At 67.4% G+C, this 22,234-nt stretch carries 23 protein-coding genes and 1 riboswitch; of the genes, 8 read left to right on the top strand and 15 right to left on the bottom strand.

All coding sequences use genetic code 11. The features are described 5' to 3' along the window. Window positions 1-23: 23 nt before the first annotated feature. The 3 genes from ABD088_RS01775 to ABD088_RS01785 all read right to left on the bottom strand — a co-directional run bounded on the left by ABD088_RS01775 (window position 24) and on the right by ABD088_RS01785 (window position 2,161). Window positions 24-449, bottom strand: coding sequence for a PIN domain-containing protein (locus ABD088_RS01775; protein ID WP_343899680.1), 426 nt, complete (start codon window positions 447-449; stop codon window positions 24-26). After that, the gene (locus ABD088_RS01780; RefSeq protein WP_343899682.1) at window positions 450-668 is read right to left on the bottom strand and encodes a hypothetical protein; all 219 of its coding nucleotides are present in this window, start codon (window positions 666-668) and stop codon (window positions 450-452) included. A 131-nt stretch (window positions 669-799) separates the two neighbouring features. Next, complete coding sequence (locus tag ABD088_RS01785; RefSeq protein WP_343899683.1) at window positions 800-2,161, bottom strand: APC family permease; 1,362 nt, start codon at window positions 2,159-2,161, stop codon at window positions 800-802. A 190-nt stretch (window positions 2,162-2,351) separates the two neighbouring features. Between ABD088_RS01785 and ABD088_RS01790 the strand changes: the two genes are divergently transcribed. The 3 genes from ABD088_RS01790 (at window position 2,352) to ABD088_RS01800 (ending at window position 3,984) form a co-directional block, all read left to right on the top strand. Beyond that, the gene (locus ABD088_RS01790; protein WP_343899685.1) at window positions 2,352-2,744 is read left to right on the top strand and encodes a hypothetical protein; all 393 of its coding nucleotides are present in this window, start codon (window positions 2,352-2,354) and stop codon (window positions 2,742-2,744) included. Then, window positions 2,683-3,453, top strand: a complete 771-nt coding sequence (locus ABD088_RS01795; RefSeq protein ID WP_343899686.1) for an RES family NAD+ phosphorylase — start codon at window positions 2,683-2,685, stop codon at window positions 3,451-3,453. The genes ABD088_RS01790 and ABD088_RS01795 overlap by 62 nt, the downstream gene beginning before the upstream one ends. A gap of 78 nt (window positions 3,454-3,531) precedes the next feature. Beyond that, window positions 3,532-3,984, top strand: a complete 453-nt coding sequence (locus ABD088_RS01800; RefSeq protein WP_343899688.1) for an OsmC family protein — start codon at window positions 3,532-3,534, stop codon at window positions 3,982-3,984. Here ABD088_RS01800 and ABD088_RS01805 read toward each other — a convergent pair. The 5 genes from ABD088_RS01805 to ABD088_RS01825 form a co-directional block, all read right to left on the bottom strand. Then, the gene (locus ABD088_RS01805) at window positions 3,981-4,304 is read right to left on the bottom strand and encodes a putative quinol monooxygenase (protein WP_343899689.1); all 324 of its coding nucleotides are present in this window, start codon (window positions 4,302-4,304) and stop codon (window positions 3,981-3,983) included. The genes ABD088_RS01800 and ABD088_RS01805 overlap by 4 nt on opposite strands. Before the next feature lie 9 nt (window positions 4,305-4,313). Beyond that, window positions 4,314-4,703, bottom strand: coding sequence for an MmcQ/YjbR family DNA-binding protein (locus ABD088_RS01810; RefSeq protein ID WP_343899691.1), 390 nt, complete (start codon window positions 4,701-4,703; stop codon window positions 4,314-4,316). A 73-nt stretch (window positions 4,704-4,776) separates the two neighbouring features. Further along, window positions 4,777-5,664 (bottom strand): carbohydrate ABC transporter permease, encoded by an 888-nt coding sequence (locus tag ABD088_RS01815; protein WP_343899695.1) that lies wholly within the window; start codon window positions 5,662-5,664, stop codon window positions 4,777-4,779. Then, entirely contained in the window at window positions 5,661-6,605 is a 945-nt protein-coding gene (locus tag ABD088_RS01820) for a carbohydrate ABC transporter permease (RefSeq protein WP_372710783.1), read from the bottom strand. Before ABD088_RS01820 ends, ABD088_RS01815 begins: the two co-directional genes overlap by 4 nt. Window positions 6,606-6,617: 12 nt before the next feature. Next, the gene (locus ABD088_RS01825) at window positions 6,618-7,985 is read right to left on the bottom strand and encodes an ABC transporter substrate-binding protein (RefSeq protein ID WP_343899700.1); all 1,368 of its coding nucleotides are present in this window, start codon (window positions 7,983-7,985) and stop codon (window positions 6,618-6,620) included. 158 nt (window positions 7,986-8,143) lie between these two features. On the opposite strand from ABD088_RS01825, the gene ABD088_RS01830 reads away from it, so the two are divergent. The 3 genes from ABD088_RS01830 to ABD088_RS01840 are packed head-to-tail and all read left to right on the top strand — an operon-like array spanning window position 8,144 to window position 10,739. Next, window positions 8,144-9,103, top strand: a complete 960-nt coding sequence (locus tag ABD088_RS01830; RefSeq protein ID WP_343899701.1) for a sugar-binding transcriptional regulator — start codon at window positions 8,144-8,146, stop codon at window positions 9,101-9,103. Beyond that, window positions 9,100-10,503: a xylulokinase gene (gene xylB, locus ABD088_RS01835; RefSeq protein WP_343899704.1), complete on the top strand. Its 1,404-nt coding sequence runs from the start codon at window positions 9,100-9,102 to the stop codon at window positions 10,501-10,503. The genes ABD088_RS01830 and xylB overlap by 4 nt, the downstream gene beginning before the upstream one ends. 41 nt (window positions 10,504-10,544) lie before the next feature. Beyond that, window positions 10,545-10,739, top strand: a complete 195-nt coding sequence (locus ABD088_RS01840; protein ID WP_343899705.1) for a hypothetical protein — start codon at window positions 10,545-10,547, stop codon at window positions 10,737-10,739. A gap of 18 nt (window positions 10,740-10,757) precedes the next feature. Here ABD088_RS01840 and ABD088_RS01845 read toward each other — a convergent pair whose 3' ends face one another. Beyond that, on the bottom strand, window positions 10,758-12,242 hold the full coding sequence (locus tag ABD088_RS01845; RefSeq protein ID WP_343899706.1) for a mannitol dehydrogenase family protein: 1,485 nt from the start codon (window positions 12,240-12,242) through the stop codon (window positions 10,758-10,760). 124 nt (window positions 12,243-12,366) lie between these two features. Between ABD088_RS01845 and ABD088_RS01850 the strand changes: the two genes are divergently transcribed. Beyond that, window positions 12,367-13,584 (top strand): MFS transporter, encoded by a 1,218-nt coding sequence (locus tag ABD088_RS01850; protein WP_343899707.1) that lies wholly within the window; start codon window positions 12,367-12,369, stop codon window positions 13,582-13,584. A gap of 67 nt (window positions 13,585-13,651) precedes the next feature. After that, window positions 13,652-14,455: a DUF1206 domain-containing protein gene (locus tag ABD088_RS01855; RefSeq protein ID WP_343899708.1), complete on the top strand. Its 804-nt coding sequence runs from the start codon at window positions 13,652-13,654 to the stop codon at window positions 14,453-14,455. 6 nt (window positions 14,456-14,461) lie between these two features. Here ABD088_RS01855 and ABD088_RS01860 read toward each other — a convergent pair whose 3' ends face one another. The 6 genes from ABD088_RS01860 to ABD088_RS01885 all read right to left on the bottom strand — a co-directional run bounded on the left by ABD088_RS01860 (window position 14,462) and on the right by ABD088_RS01885 (window position 22,226). Then, a complete protein-coding gene (locus ABD088_RS01860; RefSeq protein ID WP_343899849.1) occupies window positions 14,462-14,881 on the bottom strand; it encodes a CoA-binding protein in 420 nt (139 codons plus the stop codon). Between the two features lie 432 nt (window positions 14,882-15,313). After that, window positions 15,314-16,729: an NtaA/DmoA family FMN-dependent monooxygenase gene (locus ABD088_RS01865; protein WP_343899710.1), complete on the bottom strand. Its 1,416-nt coding sequence runs from the start codon at window positions 16,727-16,729 to the stop codon at window positions 15,314-15,316. After that, the gene (locus ABD088_RS01870) at window positions 16,726-17,991 is read right to left on the bottom strand and encodes an acyl-CoA dehydrogenase family protein (RefSeq protein ID WP_343899711.1); all 1,266 of its coding nucleotides are present in this window, start codon (window positions 17,989-17,991) and stop codon (window positions 16,726-16,728) included. The genes ABD088_RS01865 and ABD088_RS01870 overlap by 4 nt, the downstream gene beginning before the upstream one ends. Window positions 17,992-17,999: 8 nt before the next feature. Continuing rightward, the gene (locus ABD088_RS01875; RefSeq protein WP_343899712.1) at window positions 18,000-19,355 is read right to left on the bottom strand and encodes an MFS transporter; all 1,356 of its coding nucleotides are present in this window, start codon (window positions 19,353-19,355) and stop codon (window positions 18,000-18,002) included. Window positions 19,356-19,439: 84 nt separating this feature from the next. Next, a riboswitch (SAM riboswitch) is annotated at window positions 19,440-19,530 on the bottom strand. A gap of 24 nt (window positions 19,531-19,554) precedes the next feature. Then, complete coding sequence (locus ABD088_RS01880) at window positions 19,555-20,964, bottom strand: LLM class flavin-dependent oxidoreductase (RefSeq protein ID WP_343899713.1); 1,410 nt, start codon at window positions 20,962-20,964, stop codon at window positions 19,555-19,557. After that, the gene (locus ABD088_RS01885; RefSeq protein WP_343899714.1) at window positions 20,961-22,226 is read right to left on the bottom strand and encodes an acyl-CoA dehydrogenase family protein; all 1,266 of its coding nucleotides are present in this window, start codon (window positions 22,224-22,226) and stop codon (window positions 20,961-20,963) included. Before ABD088_RS01885 ends, ABD088_RS01880 begins: the two co-directional genes overlap by 4 nt. Window positions 22,227-22,234: the final 8 nt, after the last annotated feature.

Here is a 22,234-nt window from a genome sequence, read left to right on the forward strand (position 1 = left end):
GCCCCACGTGTCGCGATCCGGGGTCAGGGCCTCAACAGCACGTACTTCAACTCATTGCCCAGCGCCCGCGAAATATGGCCGTAGTCCTTGTCGCAGCTGACAACTGTCGCCGCGTGCAGGAGTGCGTATGATGCGATCAGCGTGTTCATGGATCCCGCAGCCCTCACGAGGCCGCTTCCCCACAGAGCGGATTGGACCCGCAGCACATCCTCGACGCGGGGGTCCCGCTCCGGCTGCTTGAGCTTGGTCATGCGGGCGCGGAAAACGTCGTGTTCGCCAGCATCCCTTGCCATGAAGCAGTACTCGAGCGACGCTGGCGGACACGTCATCATGATTCCGCTGTGGGAAATCCCTTCGATGTACGTGGTGACTTCGACGCTCGACCCGACGTGAGACCACGCGCTGGCATCGACGATGTACAGCGGCAGGGACGAGTAGGACGGCTCCATCTAGCGCCGAACAGGATCGCCGTAGTCGGCGACTTGAGCGGAACGTTGTTCGTCGGTGAGCGGGGACGCCTTCATTTCCTCGAGCACGGACTGCTGGTGGCGCAGCGCGATGACTATTTCCAGCGACTTGTCGATGGCTTCGCGCGCCGAACCCACCGCTAGGATCTGCTTCGCTTCCTCGATCTTCGACTTGTCCACGTCAACAGAGGTGATGGCCACGAGTCTCTCCCTTCCGGTTCTACTTCTCTATATAACCTAGTATATAACGCGTTGATTCGCCTCCGCCAGACATGGCGGCTGAATCCAACTGGATCCCCAGCGGGGCCATTCGGTTCAACTGCAAGATCAGGTCAGACAGCGGTCGGCCTCCGGTGGGCGATCAGTGCTACGAGCACCCCGATCACAAACCAGACCAGCCCCACGATCAGTGCCAGATGCGTCGCGGACGCCAACACGATCCCCAGCAGCACGGCCCCGACGGCCGGGATGACGCCATGCTTGAACCATGTCCCCTGCACGGCGGCCTTCTGCTTCACCAGGTAGTAGCCGATCACCGAGACGTGCAGCAGGATGAACGCGGTCAGCGCCCCGACGTTGACGATGGAACTGAGGATGTCCAGCCCGTCGGCGCGGGTGGCGGCCCACACCGCGACGACGATGTTGCCGGCCGCCGTGATGAGGATGCTGCGCGTGGGCACGCCGGTGCGTTCGGAGACGCGGGCCAGCGCGTGGGGCAGGCGTCGTTCTCGGGCCATGTCCATGATGATCCGGCTGCCGGCCCCCTGGCCGACCATGGCGGCAAAGGCGGCCCCCGCAGCCTTGGAGAGTGCGAGCAGCCAGTGCAGCCATTCACCGATGCTGCCCTCGACCGCCGTGTAATACGCGGCCCCTTCCAGCGACGGGTCGGCGGCCAGCTGGGCCGGGGTCGTGGTGGAGAGCAGCGCCCCCACATAGGTCTGTGCGACGAACAGGACTCCGGCGGTGATCAGGCACAGCAAGGTCGCCTTCCCGACCAAGCGCACCGTCCCCTTGGTTTCCTCGGCGAACGTGGCCAGCGCGTCGAACCCGAGATAGGACAGGACCGCGACGGAGACCGCGGCCAGCACCGCGGCCAGCGAGAACCCGTCGACGCCGGTGAACGGGCTGAGCCAGTCCCGGGTCGGGCCGGCCGTGGCCAGCACATACGTCCCGCACACCAGCACCACCAGCAGGACGGCGACCTCGAGGAGCACGACGGCGGTGATCACCTTGGAGGCCACCTGCACCCCGGCCAGGTTCAGTGCCGTGGTGGCCATGACTGCGACGGCGACGAAGATCCAGATCGGGATGGAGGGGAACAGCGAGTTCAGGGCGATCCCGGTGAACATGTAGGCCACCGAGGGGATCAGCAGGTAGTCCAGCAGGATCATCCAGCCGGACACGTATCCGGCACGTGGCCCGATACCCTCGCCGGCGTAGGCGAAGACCGAACCGGCCCGCGGGATTTCCCGGGACATCCGCATGTAACTCGAGGCGGTGAACGCCATGACCAGCGTTGCGACGACATAGACCGTGGCCACCGCTCCCCCGGACTTGGCGTCCAGGGTGCCGAAGATCCCGACAGCGGCCGCCGGGCCAATGAAGACCAGCCCAAAGAAAACCAGCTGGCCCAGCGAGATGCTGCGCCTCAGCGAGCCGTCGGTCGGCGTGGGGGTCGATGCGTTGGAGGTCATGGGGCCATTGTGTCGCAGGTGATCTCACGTTTCGATGGAATCCCAGCCGGGCCCCCCAGCACTTTTTCTCCGCAATGCCCCTACAACTGAACGATGGTCGTCGGAACTACTCTCACGAGACGTCACAGAGCATGTGATTCAGGTTGTAACTGACCTTGTGAAATGGGCTGGGGGCGGGGAGGATAGGACCATGACAACCGCCCCGTTCGTCCCCCACACAGGCCTTACCGCGTATCGGAATTCACGAACGTGGCCGATCGCGCAGGTAGTCGGTGCGCTGCGCGAGATCCTCGGTGCCCGGCTCGTGGCATACGTCGGCGGCGTCAAGGAAACCCGGGCAGTCCGGGAATGGGCGGACGGCGTTCGCGAACCCCAGTCCGAAGGAGTACGGCTGCGCCTGCGGGATGCATATCAAGTCGCAGCCTTGCTATCGGAAAGGGAAGACCCTTCGGTAGTGCAGACATGGTTCATGGGGATGAATCCACAACTCTCAGATCGTTCACCGGCTCGACTACTCCGGGATGGCGATCCTGAACAGTCGGCCGCAGAAGTCCTCGCGGCAGCACGCAGCTTTATCGCCTAGGAATCCATCATGGCGCTCAAGATTGCTCACCCCCCCACACGCGGCAGTCTGGAGAATCGGATACCAGCCCGACCCACTCGCGTGGGCCGACTGGAGCTACTCCACGAATGGGCGCTTCCAGGGCCGATGGGACGACCCTGACGGGCGGTTCAGGACACTCTATTTTGGGAATGCGGTTCTCAGTTGCCTTGTCGAGGTTCTCGCCCATGCGCGCAGGGAAAAATACGTTGCTGAAGCACTCGAAGCAATAGTCGAGGATCCGTTGGACGCGGAGCACTATCCCACGATCGCCCCCGGGAAAGTCGACCGGGCTTGGTTGCGCCCCAGATGTGCCGCCGAAGCCATCCTGACCGGCCGCCATTGCGATGTCACGGATACGGAGACGATCGCGGCCCTTCATCCCCACTTCATCCGCAAGACGCTGGAGGACGGCCACTATGACTTCGATGCCGCGCTACTGAAGAACGGAGAGGCTCGATCGATGACACAAGCAGTCGCTGCCTACCTCTTCCTGCAAGACGACGTAGATGGCGTGCGGTTCACGTCGCGGCACGGTGAAGATATGGAGCTGTGGTCGGTCTTCGAACAGGCCGAAACGGATGCTCCCACCAGCCCGTATGTTTTGAGACTCGGGGTGTCTGCTCTCACCGAGGACATGCCGGAGATCGGGGCCGCATTCGAGATCCTCGGACTTGAGTGGAACGACTAGACCCGCCGCAGCCGGCAGCGGATTTCACATCGCCATTCGGGGAGTCCAGATTCGAACCGGCAGTGGCATCATGAACACATGAGCGAAAACGAGAATCCCAACGCCCGTTCCATCGAGCTGTCCCGCGTGGCCACGGGCCACTACACCGCCCGCAATGCGGCCGGTGCCGAGATTGAGTTCGGCCAGAGCGAAGGACTTCTCTCCCCTGTCGAACTGCTGCTGGCCGCCATCGCTGGCTGCTCGGCCATCGACGTGGATATCGCCACGTCGCGCAGTGCCGAGCCGACTAAGTTTGCGGTCACCGCGTCGGGCGACAAGGTCGTCGACGAGGGCGGAGCCAACCGCATGGATGACCTGCAGCTCGCATTCGACCTGGCCTTTAATGACGATGCTGACGGCCGGAAGGCCGCCAGCATGGTCGAACGATTGGTCGCGCTGTCGCACGACAAGTACTGCACGGTCTCCCGCACGGTCGAACATGGAACGCCGGTCGCGAGCAGCGTCACGGTCACGACCGGCGAGGCAAGCTAGGCGTCGACCTTCAGCTCGCCCATCTCCTCCCAGCCTTCGCCCTCGATCTGACGGCTGACGATCTGCGGGGTTTCGGCGAGCGCCGGGCGCATGGCTTCGAGGCCGGCGGCGAAGTGATCGCTGCGCACATGCGCCTCACCTGAACCATCCTTGAACGCCTCGACGAGGACGAACTCGTTCTCCACCTCGACGCTGCGCGACCATTCGAACCAGAGGTTGCCTTCCTCGGCCCGCGTGGCCTCGGTGAAGGGGCGGTTGATCTCGATGAACGAATCAACGAATTCGGGCTTGACCTTGTACTTCACGACAATGAAAATCATGCATCCAGCCTATCCCCGGGCCAGGCCCTTCCACCCAAGCCGTTTGCGGTCAGCTTGGGGCAGGGACTCGACGACCAGATCATAGGAGTCCTCGATGAGATCGCGGGCCATCGCATCATCGACAGACCCGGTGCAACGCACGGTGTTCCAGTGCTTCTTGCTCATGTGATAGCCAGGAGTGATCTCCGGGTGGACGGTCCGCAGCTGATCCGCCAGGTCCGGCTCGCACTTCAGATTCGCATGGGCCGGGTCCGATCCGTCCCACAACAGGGCGAACATCTTGGCCCGCCCTCCGGGCCGTCCGGCGACCTTGAATACGGTGATCTCGGGGCCAAAGGGGTGGTCCTCGTAGGCGCCGGCCAACGCCAGGCAGGCGGTGCTGAAGCTCGCGTTGTCCATACCCGGCATCCTACGCGCGACGACGCCGGCACCCGCGGGGACACCGGCGTCGTCCATCGATGGGAGGCGGGGTTTACTTCACGGCGCCCATGGACAGGCCGCGGACCAGCTGCTTCTGCGCCAGCCAGCCGGCCAGGACCACCGGCAGCGAGGCCAGCACCGAGGCCGCGGAGAGCTGGGCGAGGAACAGGCCCTCGCTGGTCATCTGCGACATGAGGAACACCGGCACCGTCGCCGCCTTGGCAGCGGTGAGGTTCAGGGCGAAGAAGAACTCGTTCCAGGAGAAGATCACGCAGATCAGCGCAGTGGCCGCGATACCCGGGGTGACCATCGGGATCAGCACTGATCGCAGTGTCTTGATCAGTCCGGCACCGTCCATGGAGGCGGCCTCGAGGACCTCCCCGGGGACCTCTTGGAAGAACGAGCGCATCATCCAGACGGCGATCGGCAGGTTCATGGCCGTATAGAGGACCACCAGCGTCCAGATGCTGTCCAGCGCGCGCAGCTGCCCGGAGATCACGTAGATCGGCATGATCACCGCGACGACGGGGAGCATCTTGGTGGAGATGAAGAAGAAGAGCACGTCCGAGGTCTTCTTCACCGGCCGGATGCTCAGCGCGTATGACGCCGGGATGGCCAGGACGATGACCAGCAGGGTGGAGACGCCGGTGGCGATGAGCGAGTTCAGGAAGTAGGGCCCCGCGTCGGAGGCGATCACCGCCTTGTACTGGTCCAGAGTCGGCTCGAAGAAGAAGGCCGGAGGATTGGAGGCAGCGACGTTCTCCTGCTTGAAGGACGTCATCACCATCCAGGCGATCGGGGCGAAGAAGACCAACGCAACGATCCAGGTGACCGTGGTCAGCACGCTTCCGCTGATGACTCCCTTGCGCCGGGGCTTCACGATGTCGCCGCGCCCCGCCGTCGTGCCTTTGCGCGGGGACTCGAGGGTCGTGGTGCTCATGCCTGCTCCTTGTCGTCGAAGCTGCGGAAGATCAGGCGCAGCGCGAAGGTGGCGATGACGATGGTCGCGATGACCACGATGACGCCCATGGCGGCGGCCTGTCCGATGTCGAAGCCCAGGAACGCGCGCTGGTAGATGTAGAAGGGGAGGTTGGCGCTGGCGGTACCGGGTCCGCCGGCGGTCATCAGGTAGATCTGGTCGAAGGTGTTGACCACGTAGATGGAGCCCAGCAGCACAGCCAGTTCCATGTAGCGGCGCAGCTGGGGCATGGTGACCAAGGTGAAGGTCTTCCACCAGCCGGCACCGTCCAGCGAGGCCGCCTCGAGCACATCCTTCGATTGGGCCTGGAGACCGGCCAGGATCAGCAGCATCATGAACGGCGTCCACTGCCACACCAGGGCGATGATCACCGAGAGCAGCGGCGCCGAGGAAGTGAAGTCGATCGGGTCGATGCCCACCAGCCCGATGACCCAGTTGACCATGCCGTAGCTGGGGTTGAGCATCGAGACGCTCCACAACATCGAGGAGGCGACCGGCATGATCAGGAACGGGGTGATCAGCAGCGTGCGCACGATGCCCCGGCCCAGGAACTCCCGGTCCAGCAGCACCGCGAAGACGGTGCCCAGGACCAGGGCGACGACGACGCAGCCCAAGGTGATCAGGATCGAGTTCAGGGCTGCCACCCGGAACGTGGAATCGGTGAAGATGTCCACGAAGTTCTGCAGGCCCACGAAGATGTTGCCGTCGGGACGCAACAGGTTCCAGGAGCGCAGCGAATACCAGATGGTCAGCAGGAACGGCAGCTGCGTCACCACGATGGTGAAGATCAGGGCCGGCAACAGGGGAAGCCGGCGGCTCCATCCATCCCGGCGCTTGGCCCGGCGCAGTTCCGCCTCGTCCGGGCCGGAGCCCGCGGCCCCACGCCGTCGCGTTTCGGTCATCGTGCTCATGGCCTAGCCCTTCTTCTGGTAGGTCCGGGCCACGGTGGCCGCGAAGTCCTGCGATTGCCGCAGCGCGTCCTCCACGCTTTGGCTGCCGGCGATGGAAGCGGAGATCTGTTGGGCGACCCGGGTACCCAGGTCCTGGAACTCGGGGATGCCCACGAACTGCAGTCCGGTGTAGGGAACGGGGTTGACCATGGACTTGTCCTGCGTCGCGTTGCCCATGGCCTTCAGGGTCGGGTTCGCGTAGTCCTTCGCGACCTTCGCGTACTCCGGGATCTCATAGGTCGAATTCCGGCTGCCCGGCGGCAGGCGTTCCCACCCGAGGGAGTTGCCGACGAGCTTCATGTAGTCCTTGTTGGTCATCCAGGCGATGAAGTCCCAGGCGGCCTGCTTGTTCTTGCTGGTCTCCGGGATGGCCAGGGCCCACGTGTACAGCCAGCCGGCGGAATCGGTTTCCTTCACCGGGGCCAGCGCGTAGTTGGTCTTGCCGGTGACCCGCGACGATTTCGGGTCCTCGATGGAGGAGACCATGGCCGTCGCGTCGTACCACATGGCCGCATTGCCCTGGGAGAACCGGGTGATGCAGTCGCCATATCCGGAGGTCGCGGCGCCAGGCTGGCCGTAGGTGCGGACCAGGTCGACATATCCGGCGACGGCGTCGTGGACCTCCGGGGTGTCCAGGGTGGCATTCCAGTCCTCGTCGAACCAGCGCCCTCCATAGGTGTTGATGACGGTGTCCAGCGGGGCCATGACCTCGCCCCAGCCGGCCAGGCCGCGCAGGCAGATGCCGGCGAAATCCTCATCCGGGTTGTGCAGTTCCTTCGCGAACCCACGGATCTGCTCCCAGGTGGGTTGCTCCGGCATGTGGAGTCCGGCCTTCTCGAAGAGGTCCTCCCGGTAGACCACGAACGAGGATTCGCCATAGAACGGCACCGAATACTGGCCGCCGTTGTGGGTCAGCGCTTCACGGATGGTCGGGATGAAGTCCTGGGAGTCATAGCCCTCGGTCTGCTTCATGAACGGGTTCAGATCGGTGATCCACCCGTTCTCGGCCCACATGGGCGTCTCGTAGTTGGAGATCATCACGACGTCGAATTCCCCACCCTGGGTGGCGACCGAGGCGGTGATCTTCGCCCGGGCCTCATTCTCCGGCAGGGACACGAAGCGCACGTCGATGTTCGGATGCTTGGAGCGGAAGTCCTTCATCAGCGAAATCGCGTCGGTCATCTGCGGGTTGGAGACGATGGCGACGACGAGGCTGGATTTCCCTCCCGCCGTCGCCGACCCCGAACAGGCGCTGAGCCCGGCGGCCGCCATGGCACCGACTCCAGCTCCGATGAATCCCCGGCGGCTGAGGGACAGGTCCCGAATCGCCATAGCTTGCTCCTCGCCCGAGCGACGCCTATTCGCTCATATGATGGTGATCAAGTGCTCATTTGTTATGTGACTCTAGTCATATAAGATCATTTGAGCAAGACTTGCAACTCACATGAGTCCGGCGCGACGCGCCATCGGCGGAAGACGAGGTAGGCCACATGCCAGAACGGCACGAGGAGATGCTGGCCCAGATCGCCAGCGAGTACTACCTCGACAACGAGTCCAAGGTGGAGATCGCCAAAAGCCACGGGATCTCGCGCTTCCAAGTGGCCCGCTACCTCGACGAGGCGCGCCGCGAGGGGATCGTGACGATCACGATCCGCCGTCCGGCAGCGCACCCGGCCAGCGGAGCACAGCTGGCGGCGGCCCTGGGCATCGAGTCGGTGACCATCGCCCCGGGAACGGGGGATGCGCGTGACCAGCTGGCCCGCACTGCCGCCGGGATCGTGGCCGACATCGTCACCGACGGCTGCCGACTCGGCGTTTCCTGGTCCCGCACCCTGCAGGCCATGGCCGGATACCTCCCCGACCTGCCCTCCTGTGACGTGGTCCAATTGGCCGGCTCCATCTCCGTGACGGGAGGCGGCGGATCGGGTTCACTGATCCACCGTCTCGGTCAGGTAGCCGGAGGCCGGACCTGGCCGCTGCCTGCTCCACTGATCGTCGAATCGGCGGACACCGCCGCCAGCCTGCGGCGCCAGCCGGAAATCTCCGACGCACTGCACGCCGCCGATGAACTCGATGTCGCCGTCGTCTCCCTCGGCGATTGGGCTGCAGGAAAGTCGACAGTGTACGAGCGGGTCTCCCCCGCCCAGCGGAAGGCGGCCACCGCGGCCGGCGCCGTCGCGGAATGCTCCGGACGCCTGTTGGCCTCCGACGGGTCGGCAGCCGATGGCGGCCTGGACGACTGCGTCATCGCGGTGACCTTGCAGCAACTCATCTCCACACCCCGGGTGGTGCTGGTGGCCCCGAGCGAAGAGGGTGTAGCCGGCGTGCGTGCTGCAGTTGCCGCTGGAATCGCGAATCACCTGGTCATCGGCCCCGAACTGGCCAGGCATCTGGGTGCCGAGCTGGGACTGGCTGACGAAAACCCGGCGACGGACGGGGCCACCGCATGAAGCGCGTCGTCGTCGGCATCGATTCCTCCACGCAATCCTGCAAGGTCCTGGTCCTGGACGCGGCGACGGGCGGGGAACTGCGTTCGGCCAAGGTGGCACACCCCGACGGGACCAGCATCGACCCGCGCATCTGGGCCGACGCCCTGCATCAGGCCTGGCGCCAGGCGGACCCCGGCTCCGCAGGCACCGTCATCGGCGTCGGCCTCGCAGCCCAGCAGCACGGCATGGTGGCGCTGGACGCCGACAACCAGCCGGTCTTCGATGCCCTGCTGTGGAACGACACACGCAGTGCCCGCCAGGCCGCAGCGATGGTCGAGGACCATGGCGCCGCCTTCTGGGCCTCGGAGGTCGGTGCCGTTCCGGTGGCCTCCTTCACCCTGACCAAGTTGGCCTGGCTGGCGCGTCACGAACCGGACGCGGCCGCGCGGGTCCACCGGGTGGTGCTGCCGCACGACTACCTCAACCACGTGCTGACGGGACGGTGGTTCACCGACCGGTCGGACGCCAGCGGGACCGCTTACTACCACCCGGAGACCGGCTACCGGGAAGCCCTGCTGCACGAATACTTCGGCAGGGTTCCCGAGCTTCCCGAGGTCATCGCCCCCGACACGTCCGGAGGAGCGCTTCTCGCCTCCTTCGGCGTCGGCGAACCACCGGTCTCCGCCGGGGCCGGAGACAATGCGGCGGCGGCGCTGGGCCTGGGCATGGAGGCCGGAGAGATCGCCGTGTCGATCGGCACCTCCGGGACCGTATTCGCATCGGTACCCGGCCGCCCCACAGCGGACCCCACCGGGGCGGTGGCAGGATTCGCCGATGCCACCGGCGGCTACCTGCCCTTGCTGGCAGTCATCAACTCGGCGCGGGTCATGGCCACCACCGCCGAACTCCTCGGCGTCGAGTTGGCCGAATTCGACCGCCTTGCCTCCGCGGGCGACCCACTGGCGGGCGGGCTGAATCTCATGCCGTATTTCGACGGAGAGCGCACCCCCAATCTGCCCGACGCCACCGGGAGCCTGACGGGATTGAGCCGGGCATCGCTAACGCGGGAGAACCTGGCCCGGGCTTCGGTGCTCTCGGTGATGAACTCCCTCGCCGATGCCGCACAGGCCCTGTCAGAGGTCTCGATTCCCGCGCAGCGGGCGCTGCTGATCGGCGGCGGGGCACGCTCGAAGTCCCTGCGCGCGGTGGCACCGGACCTGCTGGGCCTCGAGGTCGATGTCCTGGAAGCGGGCGAGTACGTGGCCCTCGGGGCCGCGCGGCAGGCCGCCTGGGCTGCCACCGGCACACTGCCCGCCTTCGAACGCCGGGTCGGGACCCGGCTCAGCCCCTCGGGCGAGACCTGGGGCGCGCAGTCCCGTAGCCTGTACGCCGCCGAACGCACCCGCCTCTACGGGGTGTAGCCACCGCAGACGCGGCGGCCCAACGAAAGGAAGCTCTTCGGATGGATACTTCTACAGTGACCGCCAACGGCGGATGGTGGCTGGCACTGGCCATCGTCACCGCCGGCTTGGCCGAGACCAAAGGCCGTCGCCGGTGGATCTGGTTCGTTCTGGGGCTGTTCCTCGGGCCGATCGCGACGGCACTCGTCGTCATCTGGGACCGTCCCGTTGCCGCGCAGGCCCCGCCGGCACGTTAGCCGAAGAACCAGTCCCGCCTACTGCCAGCCGTCCTCGCGGAGGGTGCGCAGCAAAGCCAACGCCCCGCCGTCGTCCAGGATGGCCAGCGCCTCCAGATAGGGCTTCGTGAAATCCTCGCGCTCGGCGAGGTCGCCGAAGAGTTCGGGATCGCGCAGGAAGGCCAACGGGTCCTCATCTTGGGCGGCGGCGGCCGCCATGACGCGTTCCCGGAGCCGGTCCACGACCTCGATGGGCTGTCCTGATTCGTCGACGCCGCGGGCGTAGCGCGCCCAGGAGGCGACGATGGCGGCGCTCAGGCGCACCGCACCGCCGTCGGACAGGTTGGCCCGGATGACCGGGACCAGCCAGGTGGGGATCCTGTCGGAGGATTCGGCGGCCAGGCGGGCCAGGGTGTCCTGGATCTGTTCGTTGGCGAAGCGTTCGATGAGCTGGTGGCGGTAGGAGTCCAGATCGATGCCGGGGACGGGCCTGAGTGTGGGGGTGGCCTCGCGTTCCATGTAGGCGAGCAGGAAGTCGATGAAGAGCTGGTCGCTGCAGGCTTCGTGGGCGAAGCGGTAGCCGGCGAGGTACCCGAGGTAGGCGATGCCCTGGTGGCTGCAGTTGAGCAGTCGCAGTTTCATCAATTCGTAGGGTTCGACGTCGTCGACGAGCTGGACACCGACCGACCCCCAATCCGGGCGTCCGGTGGGGAAGTTGTCCTCGAGGACCCATTGGACGAAGTCCTCGCAGACCACGGGCCACTCGTCCTGGACCCCGTATTCGTCGGCGATGGCGGCCCGGTCGGCGTCGGTGGTGACGGGGGTGATGCGGTCGACCATGCAGTTGGGGAACGGGACGTTCTTGATCATCCAGGCGCCGAGTTCCGGGTCCTTCAGCGTGGCGAAGGCCGAGAAGACGCGGGCCGCGAGATGCCCGTTGCCCTGGATGTTGTCGCAGCTCATGATCGTGAACGGCGCGGTGCCGGCCTCCCGGCGTCGGCGCAGCGCCTCGGTGACGAAGCCGAACGTGGTGGTGGGGACCGCCCCCTCGGCGAGATCGGCGGCGACGGCCGGGGTGGAGGCGTTGAATTCCCCGGTGGAGGCGTTGTAGTTGTAGCCGCCTTCGGTGACGGTGAGCGAGACGATGCGCACGTCCGGGTCGACCAGTTGGGCCAGCACTGCCTCCGGGTCGTCCGGGGCGTAGAGGTAGCGGGCGATGGAGCCGATGACGCGGGCGTTGCGGCTGCCGTCGGGGGCCTTGTCCACCAGCGTGTAGAGGCCGTCCTGGCCGGCGAGCGCGTCGCGCATGCGCTGGTCGTGCGGCATGAGCCCGACCCCGCAGATGGCCCAGTCCAGATCGGCGCCCGTGTTCATGAGCGCGTCCAGGTACATGGCCTGGTGGGCGCGGTGGAATCCGCCGACCCCGAAGTGCACGATCCCGATGCGTCGTTGCGCCAGATCGTATCCGGGCACGGCGACCGTGTCGTTGAGGGAGGACAGGTTCGCGGCGTTCAGACGCGTCATGGCATGCTCCGATCGTGATGTGGCTAACACCGCGAGCATAACATATGAGCAATTGAGCGTACTCATATGAGCACGCCGGGGGCGGGGCCACTCCCCTTCGCGGGGCTTGCTAGGGTGGGGCAGCGTGAGCCGATCCGTCCCGCCCCGTCGCGATTCCGTCTGGAGCGCGCCGGGAATGCCGGCCCTGCTCCTGCTCACTGCTGCCGGTTTTTCCGGGTATGCAGCCCTGCTGTCCGTGGCGCCCCTGTGGGCGGTGCGCGGTGGCGCCGATGCCGCGGGATCCGGCCTGGTCAACGGGGCGTTGCTGCTCGCCACGGTCCTCACCCAGGGGCTGGTGCCCCGCCTGCTGGAACGTTTCGGGACCACGCGCGTGCTCGGTGCCGGATTGTTCCTGCTCGGTGCACCGAGCCTGTTGCTGCTGGTGTCGGACCAGTTGGGCTGGATCCTGGCTTGGTCCATCGTGCGCGGTGTCGGCTTCGGCATCCTCACCGTCACGGGATCGGCGGCGGTCGCCCTGCTGGTGCCACCCGTCCGCCACGGCGCGGCCATCGGCGCCTACGGTGCGGCCATCGCCGTCCCCCAGCTGGTGGTGCTCCCGGCCAGTCCGTGGCTGGCCGAGACCTTCGGCTTCTGGACCGTCTTCGCCTTGGGTACCCTCCCCCTGCTCGGCATCCTCGCCACCCCGCGCCTGGCCCGCGCCTTGCAAGCGGACCGCCACGCCAGTTCCGTCGCTGCGGCCTCCGCCCCGGGCGTCGGACCCACCGGTCCACGTCGCCGGCTGGTACCCCCCGGGTTGCTGCGCCCCATGCTGCTGCTGCTCGGCGTCACCCTGGCCGGCGGCGCGCTGATCACGTTTGCCCCGCAATTCAGTTCGGTGCCAGCCGCCACGTCCGGCGGCCTGGTCCTGCTCACGGCGGCTGCGGCACTGAGCCGCTGGAAGGTCGGCGCCCTGGCCGACCGGTTCGGCGCACACCGCTTCCTCTGGCCCCTGGTGCTGTGCACGGTCATCGGCCTGGGCCTGGCCGCGGCGGCCATCCGGGATGCCGACGCCACCCGCGTCCTGCTCCTGTTGGTGGCGATGGCCGTGGTCGGGATCGCCTACGGCGGGCTGCAGAACCTGACCCTGCTGCTCTCGCTCTCCGCAGTGGACCGCCGCGACTACGGGACGGCCAGCGCCGTCTGGAACATCGGGTTCGACGCCGGAACGGGACTCGGCTCGGTCCTGGTGGGGATGCTCGCCGCGGGGTTCTCCTTCCCCACCGCACTGCTGGTCGCTGCGGCCCTGTCGCTGGCCACCCTGCCGCTGGCGCTGCGCCGCCACACGGCACCGCCCCCAGCCTGACCGGCGCCACCCGGGCACGACGGCGCCGGATGCGGTTCCGGGTGCACCCATTCCCTATGCTGTGCTCATGGGAACGACCGAAGAAGCCGTCGACGGCGCACGCGAGGCGGCACATAGCCAATGGTTCGAGCGCGTGGCCCGCACGGGATTCGCCGCCAACGGGGTGTTGCACCTGACCATGGGCTTCCTGGCCATCAAGGTCGGGCGCGCCTCCGGCGGGGAAGCCAGCCAGTCCGGTGCCATCAGCACCCTGGCGAAGCAGCCGGGCGGCGACGTGCTGATCTGGATCTGCGCCCTGGGGTGCCTGCTGCTGGGCGTGTGGTGTGTGGCCCAAACGGTCTTCCCCGGCAGTGGCGGGGCGTTCTACCGGATCAAGCAGGCGGGCACCGCCGTCGTCTTCGGGGTCATCGGTTCGACCTTCATCCGTTACGCACTGGGCAGCAGCAAGGGTTCCTCGGAGCAGAGCAGCACCGCCTCGAGCACGTTGATGTCCTCCGGACCGGGCAGCGTGGCACTGGTGGTTGCCGGGCTGGTGGTCATCGGCATCGGCGGATACTTCGTCTACCGCGGGGTCTCCCGCAGCTTCCAGAAGATCCTGCGCCCGCAGGAGAACCAGACCATGCGGTGGCTCGTCAACGGCTTCGGCACCGTGGGATACGTGGCCAAGGGCCTGGTCCTGGCCGCCGTGGGCCTGTTGTTCATCGTCGCCACGCTCCAGCATGATCCGCAGGATGCCACCGGCGTCGACGGGGCGCTGCAGGCGGTCCGTGACCAGCCGGCGGGCCCTGCGGCGTTGACCGCCATGGCCGTGGGGCTCATGGCGTACGGGATCTTCCTGTTCCTGCGTGCCCGCTACGACCAGATGGAATAGGTCCGGCTACTCGAGGATGACGTTGCGGCGTTCGATCGCCGGGCAGGCATCCATCACCACGTCGAGTCCGGCGGCCTTGGCCCGGGCCGCGGCCTCCTCGTCGATCACGCCGACCTGCAGCCAGACGGCCTTCGCGCCGATGTCGATGGCCTGGTCCACGATGGCCCCGACCTTGGTGGAGTTCACGAAGCAGTCCACGACGTCGATGGTTCCCGGGATCTGGTCCAGCCGGGTGTAGCCGCGTTCGCCGTGCACGGTGTCGCCCTTGAGCGAGACCGGGACGATGTCCATGCCGAGCTCGTCGCGGATGATGCGCGCGACGCCGACGGCGGCACGCATCGGGTTGTTGGACAACCCGACGATGGCCCAGCGGGCCGGGGTGGTGAGCAGACGGCGGATCGTGTCCCGGTCGTTGATGTGGTGCAGGCTCAACGCCGGGCCGTCGGCTCCGGCCCCGCCGAGGACGGGTTCGTTCAAGACCGGCTCCGCCAGGACGGGGTCCCCGACGTTCAGGACCGGTTCGGTGGTCCCCTTCGCCGGGTCGCCGGTGCGCAGCTGGGGGTCGGTGGTTCCCAGGGGCGGGCCCTCGACCTCGGGGACCACCGGTTCGGGGATATCCCCCGGACGGGTGGATTCACCGAATAGGCCGGCGGGCAGGCCGCTGTCCCCCACCCCGGGGTCTTCCCCCGGTACTGCCGGGATCTCGACGTCGGCGATGTCCGGTTCCGGGATGTCGACGTCGGGGATCTGGGCATCCGGGACACCGGCCAGTGCGGCCTCGGACGGGTTGTTCTGCGCAGCTGGTTCCGTCATGGCCACCACACTACAAGCCGCGGCCCGGCAGGTCAGCCCGGCGCGTCAGCCCACCGGGGCCGGCGCCGCCTGCGTGGCCGTGGCGGCGTGTTGGGTGAACGCCCCGCGGTACCCGGCCGCCGGGTGGGTCCCCTCGAGGGTGGCCGCACGGCCGAAGACCTTTTCGCGCAATGTGCCCGGCGCGTACTCGCTCTGGGCCAGCCCCCGGGCCCGCAACTCCGGCAGGGCTCCTTCGATGAAGTCGGTGTAGGAACCGGGAAGGATCTGGTTGATGATGTTCACCCCGTTGATGCCGGCGTCCTGCCAGCGCTCCAGCTCGTCGGCGATCTGTTCGGGGGTGCCGGAGATCTGCTGGGCCTTCGCCCGGTAGCGGGCCAGGTCGCCGATGGTTGGCTTCCCCCCGGGGACGGAGGCGATGGCCGCTTCGAGGACTCCGCGGGCGCCCTCCGTTTCGACGTCGCCCAACAAGGTGTCGTGGTCCAGCCCACCCAGGTCCACGCCGATGCCGCCCCCGATGTGGGCGATGATCGCATCCAGGTCCAGGTACTCGTCGTACTCGGCCTCCTTGCGACGGACCTCTTCCTCGGTGCTGCCCACGACGAACGACAATCCGGCGAAGATCTTCACATCCCCCGGCGCCCGTCCGGCCTGTGCTTCGAGACCACGGATCGCTGCCGTCTGCCGGCGCACGTAATCGGTATGCGGGGCGAAGAGGAACGTGGCCTCGGCGTGGGCTGCGGCGAACGCCTTACCGCGCGGTGAGCTGCCGGCCTGGAAGAGGAACGGGGTGCGTTGCGGGCTGGGTGAGGTCAGGTGCGGGCCCTCGATGGAATACCGCTTGCCCTCGTGGTGGATCTTGTTGATCAGCGCCGGGTCGGCAAAGCGGCCCGCCTGCTTGTCGGCCAGCAGGGCACCGTCCTCCCAGGACCCCTCCCAGAGCTTGTAGACGGCCGCGACGTATTCGTCGGCCCAGTCGTAGCGGTCCTCATGCGCGGCGAGCCCCTTCGCCCCGAAGTTCCGATGCGCGTTCTCCAGCACGCTGGTCACGATGTTCCAGGCGACGCGGCCGCCGGAGAGGTGGTCCAGGGTCGAGAATTGGCGGGCCATCTGGAACGGCTCCGATTGCACGACGGAACTGGTCAGGGCCAGCCCGATCTCCGACGTGGTGGCAGCCAGCGCGGACGCCAGGACCAGCGGATCGTTGGAGGGGATCTGCAGGCCCTTGTCGACCAGGGACGCCCAGCCGCCCTCGTGGTTTCCATACAGTCCCACGACGTCGGCGAAGAACATGGCATCGAATTTGGCGTCTTCGAGTTGGCGGGCCAGGTCCACCCACATCCGCACATCGTTGAAGCGGTGCTGTTGCGCCTCGGGGTGGCGCCATTGACCGCCCAGGATATGGCTGGGGGTGTTCATCAAAAAGGCGCTCAGCAGCAGGCGGGGGCGTTCGGTGGTGCTCATGCGGAGGTGCTCCCCTGGTCGGTGGTGGTGGCTTCGCCGATGCTGTTCAGCCCGGTGGGGATGGTGCCGTTGACGTGGAAGTCCCCGACCGCGCGGGCCTTGAAGACCGCGGGGTTGTGGGTGGCGACCGTGCGGGCATTGCGCCAGTGCCGGTCCAGCGACTTGCCGCGGCTGGTGGCCGAGGCGCCGGTGACATCGAAGAGGGCCGTGGTGGCCTCCAGGACGAGGGGCGGAATGGCCACGTGGGCCTTTTCCACGCCGAGTTCGGCGCGCAGGAAGGCTGCTTCGGCATCGAGCCCGAGGTCGGGGTCGACGGCGGCATCCAGATCGCGGGCCGCCGCTGCAACGATGGCCTCGGCGGCGTAGACCCGGGCGGCCAGGGTGCCGACATGCTCCTGGATCTGCGCATCGTCGCGGAACAGCCCGCCGGATCCGGTGTTGAAGGTCCGGGTCCGGGTGGCCACCAGGGCCGAGGCGTCCCGGAGGGCTGCCCGCCCGATGCCGGCTAGCACGGCGAGCAGGACGAGTTGGAAGAAGGCTGGTTCCAGGGTGCTGGTGACCTTGCGGTGGATGATGTTGGATTCCTCGACGGACACGTTCTCGAAGAGGGCGGTTCCGGTGCCGGTCAGGGGTTGGCCGAAGCCGTCCCAGTCGTCGTGGATGACCACGCCCGCGGCGTCGGCCCGCACGACGGCGTATTGCCGGCCGTCGATTCCCTCGGTGCTGGCCATCACGACGATCCAGTCGGCGAAGATGCTGCCCGTCGTGTAGTACTTGGCGCCGTTGAGGACCCATCCGTCGTCGTGCTGTGAAAGCCGTGTCGCGGTGGTCCCCAGCGCGTTGCCGCCGCGTTCGGTGGCCGCGTTGCCGAAGATCTCCCCGGCGAGGACGCGGGGGAACCAGAGGTCGCGGAAGGTGCGCGGCTGCAAGGCGATGGTCTCGACGAAGGAGAAATGCGAACGCAGCAGGTGCGAGACGTTCGAGTCGGCTTCGGCCAGCTCGATGAGCAGACGGAAGAGGTGTTCGTGGGTGACGGGGTCACCGCCGTGTTCGGCCGGAACGCGCAACGCGGTGAAGCCGGCTTCCTTGAGCCAGCCGATCTGCTCGAAGGGCAGCACGTGGTCCTGTTCGCGGGTGACGGCCCCCTCGGCGATGCGGGCGAAGACGGGGCGGAAGCGCGCCGCGAGGGCGGCGTAGCGTGCCTCGGATCCATCCGGGACGGTGATGGCGGCGCTGGTGGTCGCCGTGGTGGTTTCACTCATGAGGGGTCCTAACTGATGGTGGCGGGCTCGGGCTGGGAGGAGGCATCGGCGTCGTGCCGTGCATCCAGGTCACGCGCCCCGGTTTCCGGGGCGAGCAGCGTGGTGACCAGGGTGATGGCCCCGACGCCGACGAAGTAGGCGATGACCCAGAAGGGGCTGCCACCGCCGGCGGCGAGCAGGGCGGTGGCGACCAGCGGGGCCAGGCCTCCGCCGAGGACCGAACCGATCTGGTAGCCCAGCGAGACTCCACTGAAGCGCACCCGGGTGTCGAACAGTTCGGCGAAGAACGCGGCCTGCGGCCCGTACATGGCGTCGTGTCCGATGTTCATGCCCAGCACGACGGTGAACACGATGAGCACGAAGTTGCCGGTGTCCAGCAGCGGGAAGGCAACCAGGGCCACCAGGATGCTGAAGATCCCGCCGAAGAGGTACGTGCGGCGGCGGCCGATCCGGTCGGAGACCCAGCCCCAGAAGGGGACGGAGACCAGGCCGAGCGCCGAGGCGATGAGGATGGCCTGCAACCCGGTTTCGCGGCTGGTGCCACCCTGGGTCAGGTAGGTGAGGATGAAGACGGTGTAGACGTAGTAGAACGCGTTCTGGGCCAGTCGCAGCCCGGTGGTCAGGGCGACCTGGCGGGGGTGGGTGCGCAGCGATTCCAGCACGGGGCGGCGGGCGACGGCGTCGGTGTCCACGACGCGCTTGAACGAGGCGCTGTCCTCGATCTTCAGGCGCACGATCAACCCGACGACCACCAGCAGGATGCTGGCCAGGAACGGCAACCGCCAGCCCCAGGCCAGGTAGGCGTCCTCGGGCATGGCCGATTCGAGGGCGAGCAGGACGCCGGTGGCCAGCAGCATGCCGGCGCTCGGGCCGATCTGGGTGGCGCTGCTGGTGAATCCGCGCTTGCCCGGTGCCGCGTGTTCGACGGTCATCAGGGCGGCTCCCGCCCATTCGGCGCCATAGCCGACGCCCTGCAGCACGCGCAGGGCCAGCAACAGGGCCGGGGCGATCCAGCCGGCGGTGTCGTGGGTGGGCAACAGGCCGATGGCGGTGGTGGCCAGGCCGGTGAGCAGCAGGGAGGCGACCAGGACCGATTTGCGGCCGATCCGGTCCCCGAAGTGGCCGCCGAGCACGCCTCCGATGGGGCGGGCAATGAAGCCGACGGCGTAGGTGGCGAACGCGGCCATGGTGCCGACCAACGGGTCGGCGGGGGCGAAGAACAGCGGGCCGAACACGGTGGCCGCGGCCAGCCCGTAGAGGACGAAGTCGTAACCCTCGATGGTGGTGCCGACCAGGCTGGCGATGGCGACGCGGGATCGCATCCGCGGTGGCGGTGGTGTGTCGGTGGTGGTGCTCGTGGTCATGTCTGGTCCTCCTCGGGTCATGCCGGGGAAGAGCCCGCCGTCGTCCCGGCCGCCGGGTCAGGGCGGCCGGGACGAGGGAAGGCCTCTCCATCGGTCCTGGCGGGAGCACCGGCCCTCAAGGGGGTGGTTGCTGCGGCGTCAACGAGCCAGGTCTCTCAGCCGCTCTGGATGGTGGTGGTGGTGGTGGTGGTGCGGTTTCCTAGCTGGTGGCCAGGTCCGCGGTGGCCAGGCGGTAGCCGGCCGCGCGGTGGGTGTCCTTCACCCGGTCGCCGGCGCCGAAGAGCTTCTGGCGCAGGGTGCCGGGCGTGTATTCGGTGGGGTAGGCGCCAAGTTTCTGCAGCTCGGGGATGACATGTTCCACGACGTCCTCGAACGTGCCCGGGGTGATGGCGTAGGCCAGGTTGAACCCGTCGACGTCGGTGTCCTCGACCCATTCGACGAGCTTGGCCGCGACTTCCGCGCCGCTGCCCACGGTCACCGGACCGAACCCGCCGACGCCGATCCATTCGGCGAGCTGGCGGATGGTCCACGGCTTGCCGTCGTCGCCGGAGGCCTTCTTGAAGGTCTCGACCGAGGACTGGATGGCGTTGGATTGCACATCCTCGCCGATGACGTCATCGAGGTCGTACTGGGACATGTCGATGCCGGTCCAGCCGGAGAGCAGGGCCAGGGCGCCGTCCAGGTCGGTGTAGGAGGCGTAGTCCGCGTACTTGGCCTGGGCCTCCTCGGTGGTGGCACCGGTGATGATGGTCTGCATGGTGTAGATCTTCACGTCATGGGCATCGCGTCCGGCGGCCACGGCATTGGCGCGGATCTTCTGCACCGATTCGACCAGCAGCTCCTTGGTGGGGCTGTTCACGAAGACCGATTCGGCGTTCTCACCGGCGAACTCCAGGCCGCGCTTGGAGGCACCTGCCTGGTAGATGACCGGCGTGCGCTGCACCGAGGGTTCGGTGATGGCGATGCCCGGGACCTTGAAGTACTTGCCCTCGTGGCCGATCTCGTGGACCTTGGACGGGTCAGTGTAGACGCCGGACTCACGGTCGCGGATGACGGCGTCATCTTCCCAGGAGCCCTCGAGCAGCTTGTAGACGACTTCGAGGTACTCGTCGGCGTGGTCGTAGCGCTCGTCATGTTCCATCTGGTCTTCCTGGCCCATGTTGCGGGCGGCGGAGGGCAGGTAGCCGGTGACGACGTTCCAGCCGATGCGGCCGTTGGTCAGGTGGTCCAGGGTCGCCAGGCGGCGGGCGAACGGGTACGGGTGCTCGTACGCGGTTCCGGCGGTGACGCCGAAGCCCAGGTTCTCGGTGACCGCTGCCATGGCGGAGACCAGCAGGAACGGGTCGTTGACCGGGACCTGCGCGCCGGCGGAGAGCGGCGTGGTGTTGGTGGAGCCGTAGACGTCGTAGGTGCCCAGCACGTCGGCGATGAAGATGCCGTCGAACAGGCCCTTCTCCAGTGTCTTGGCCAGTTCGGTCCAGTAGCCGAGCTCCTTGTAGCGCCAGGCCTGGTCCTGCGGGTGGCGCCAGAGGCCGGGCGACTGGTGGACCACGCAGTTCATGTCGAATGCGTTGAGGCGGACGTGGCGGCGTGCCGGTGTGGTGCTCATTGTTCTCCTTCGGGGGTCCTGAGGTCGCCGACGGCGCTGAGCTTGCGCGGGGCCGTGGCGTTGACCTCGTAGTCGCCGACGATGCGGGACTTGTACATGGCGGGGTTGTGGGTGGCCACGGTGCGCGCGTTGCGCCAGTGGCGGTCGAGGTTGCAGCGGGTGGAGGTCGAGGAGGCACCGAGCCCGTCGAAGAGCGAGGTGGCAGCCTGCAGGACCAGCGGCTGCACGGCGGACTGGGCGCGGTTGGCCGCGAGCTCGCAGACCGCATACTGCTCGGCGGCGCTCAGACCGGGTTGGCCGATGGCCTCCTCGAGCTCGGCGGTGGCGGCCAGCACGATCGCATCCACGGCGAACGTCGTCGCGGAGATCTCCCCGATGACCTGCAGCACCTGGGGTTCACGCCGCGAGGCCACCCCGGTCCCGGTGCTGAACGCCCGGGTGCGCAGTTGGGTGTGGGCCCGCGCATCGGCGAGCACGGCGCGGGCGATTCCGGCCTGGACGGCGAGCAGGACCAGCTGGAAGATGGCCGACTCCGGGTGGATCTCCAGGACCGCCGGATCCAGCAGGGTGTCGACGGGGACCCGCTCAAAGGTCGTCGAGCCGGTGCCGGTGAGCTGCTGGCCGAAGCCGTCCCAGTCGTCGTAGATCCGCACTGCCGAATGCCGGGTGGACACCACGGCGATGTGCCGGCCGGGCACTCCGGGAGCGGTCGCGGTGACCGCGACCCAGTCGGCGAAGATCGTTCCGGTGCAGTAGTACTTCTCCCCCGTGAGCAGCCATCCGGTGCCGGTCGACTCGACGACGGTGTTGAGCTGGCCCAGGTCGTTGCCGCCGCGTTCGGTGTAGGCGTTGCCGACGATCTGGCCCGTGACGAAGCGCGCAAACCAGCGGGCCTTCACCGACTCGTCCTCGAGCAGCAGCACGGATTCAACGAAGCCGATGTGCGAACGCAGCAGCTGGGCGATCTGTGAATCAGCCTCCCCGAGTTCGATCAGCAGGCGGAAGGAGTCCACCAGGGTGGCCCCGAATCCGCCGGCCGCGCGGGGTACCCGCAGGGCACCGAACCGTGCCTGGTTCAGCCAGCCGACTTGTTCGATGGGCAGGATCCGTCCGGCATCGCGATCCGCGGCGCCCTCGGCGATCCGGGCGAATACGGGGCGGAAGATCGCGGCGAGCTCGTCGTAGCGGGAATCGGCTGGGACGCCGGGGGTGAGCTTGATCAGGTGGCGGGGGGCCACCTCGTCGATCGGCACAGCGGACATTGACAATC

The sequence above is a fragment of the Arthrobacter rhombi genome, assembly GCF_039526245.1.
GTDB lineage: Bacteria > Actinomycetota > Actinomycetes > Actinomycetales > Micrococcaceae > Arthrobacter_H > Arthrobacter_H rhombi.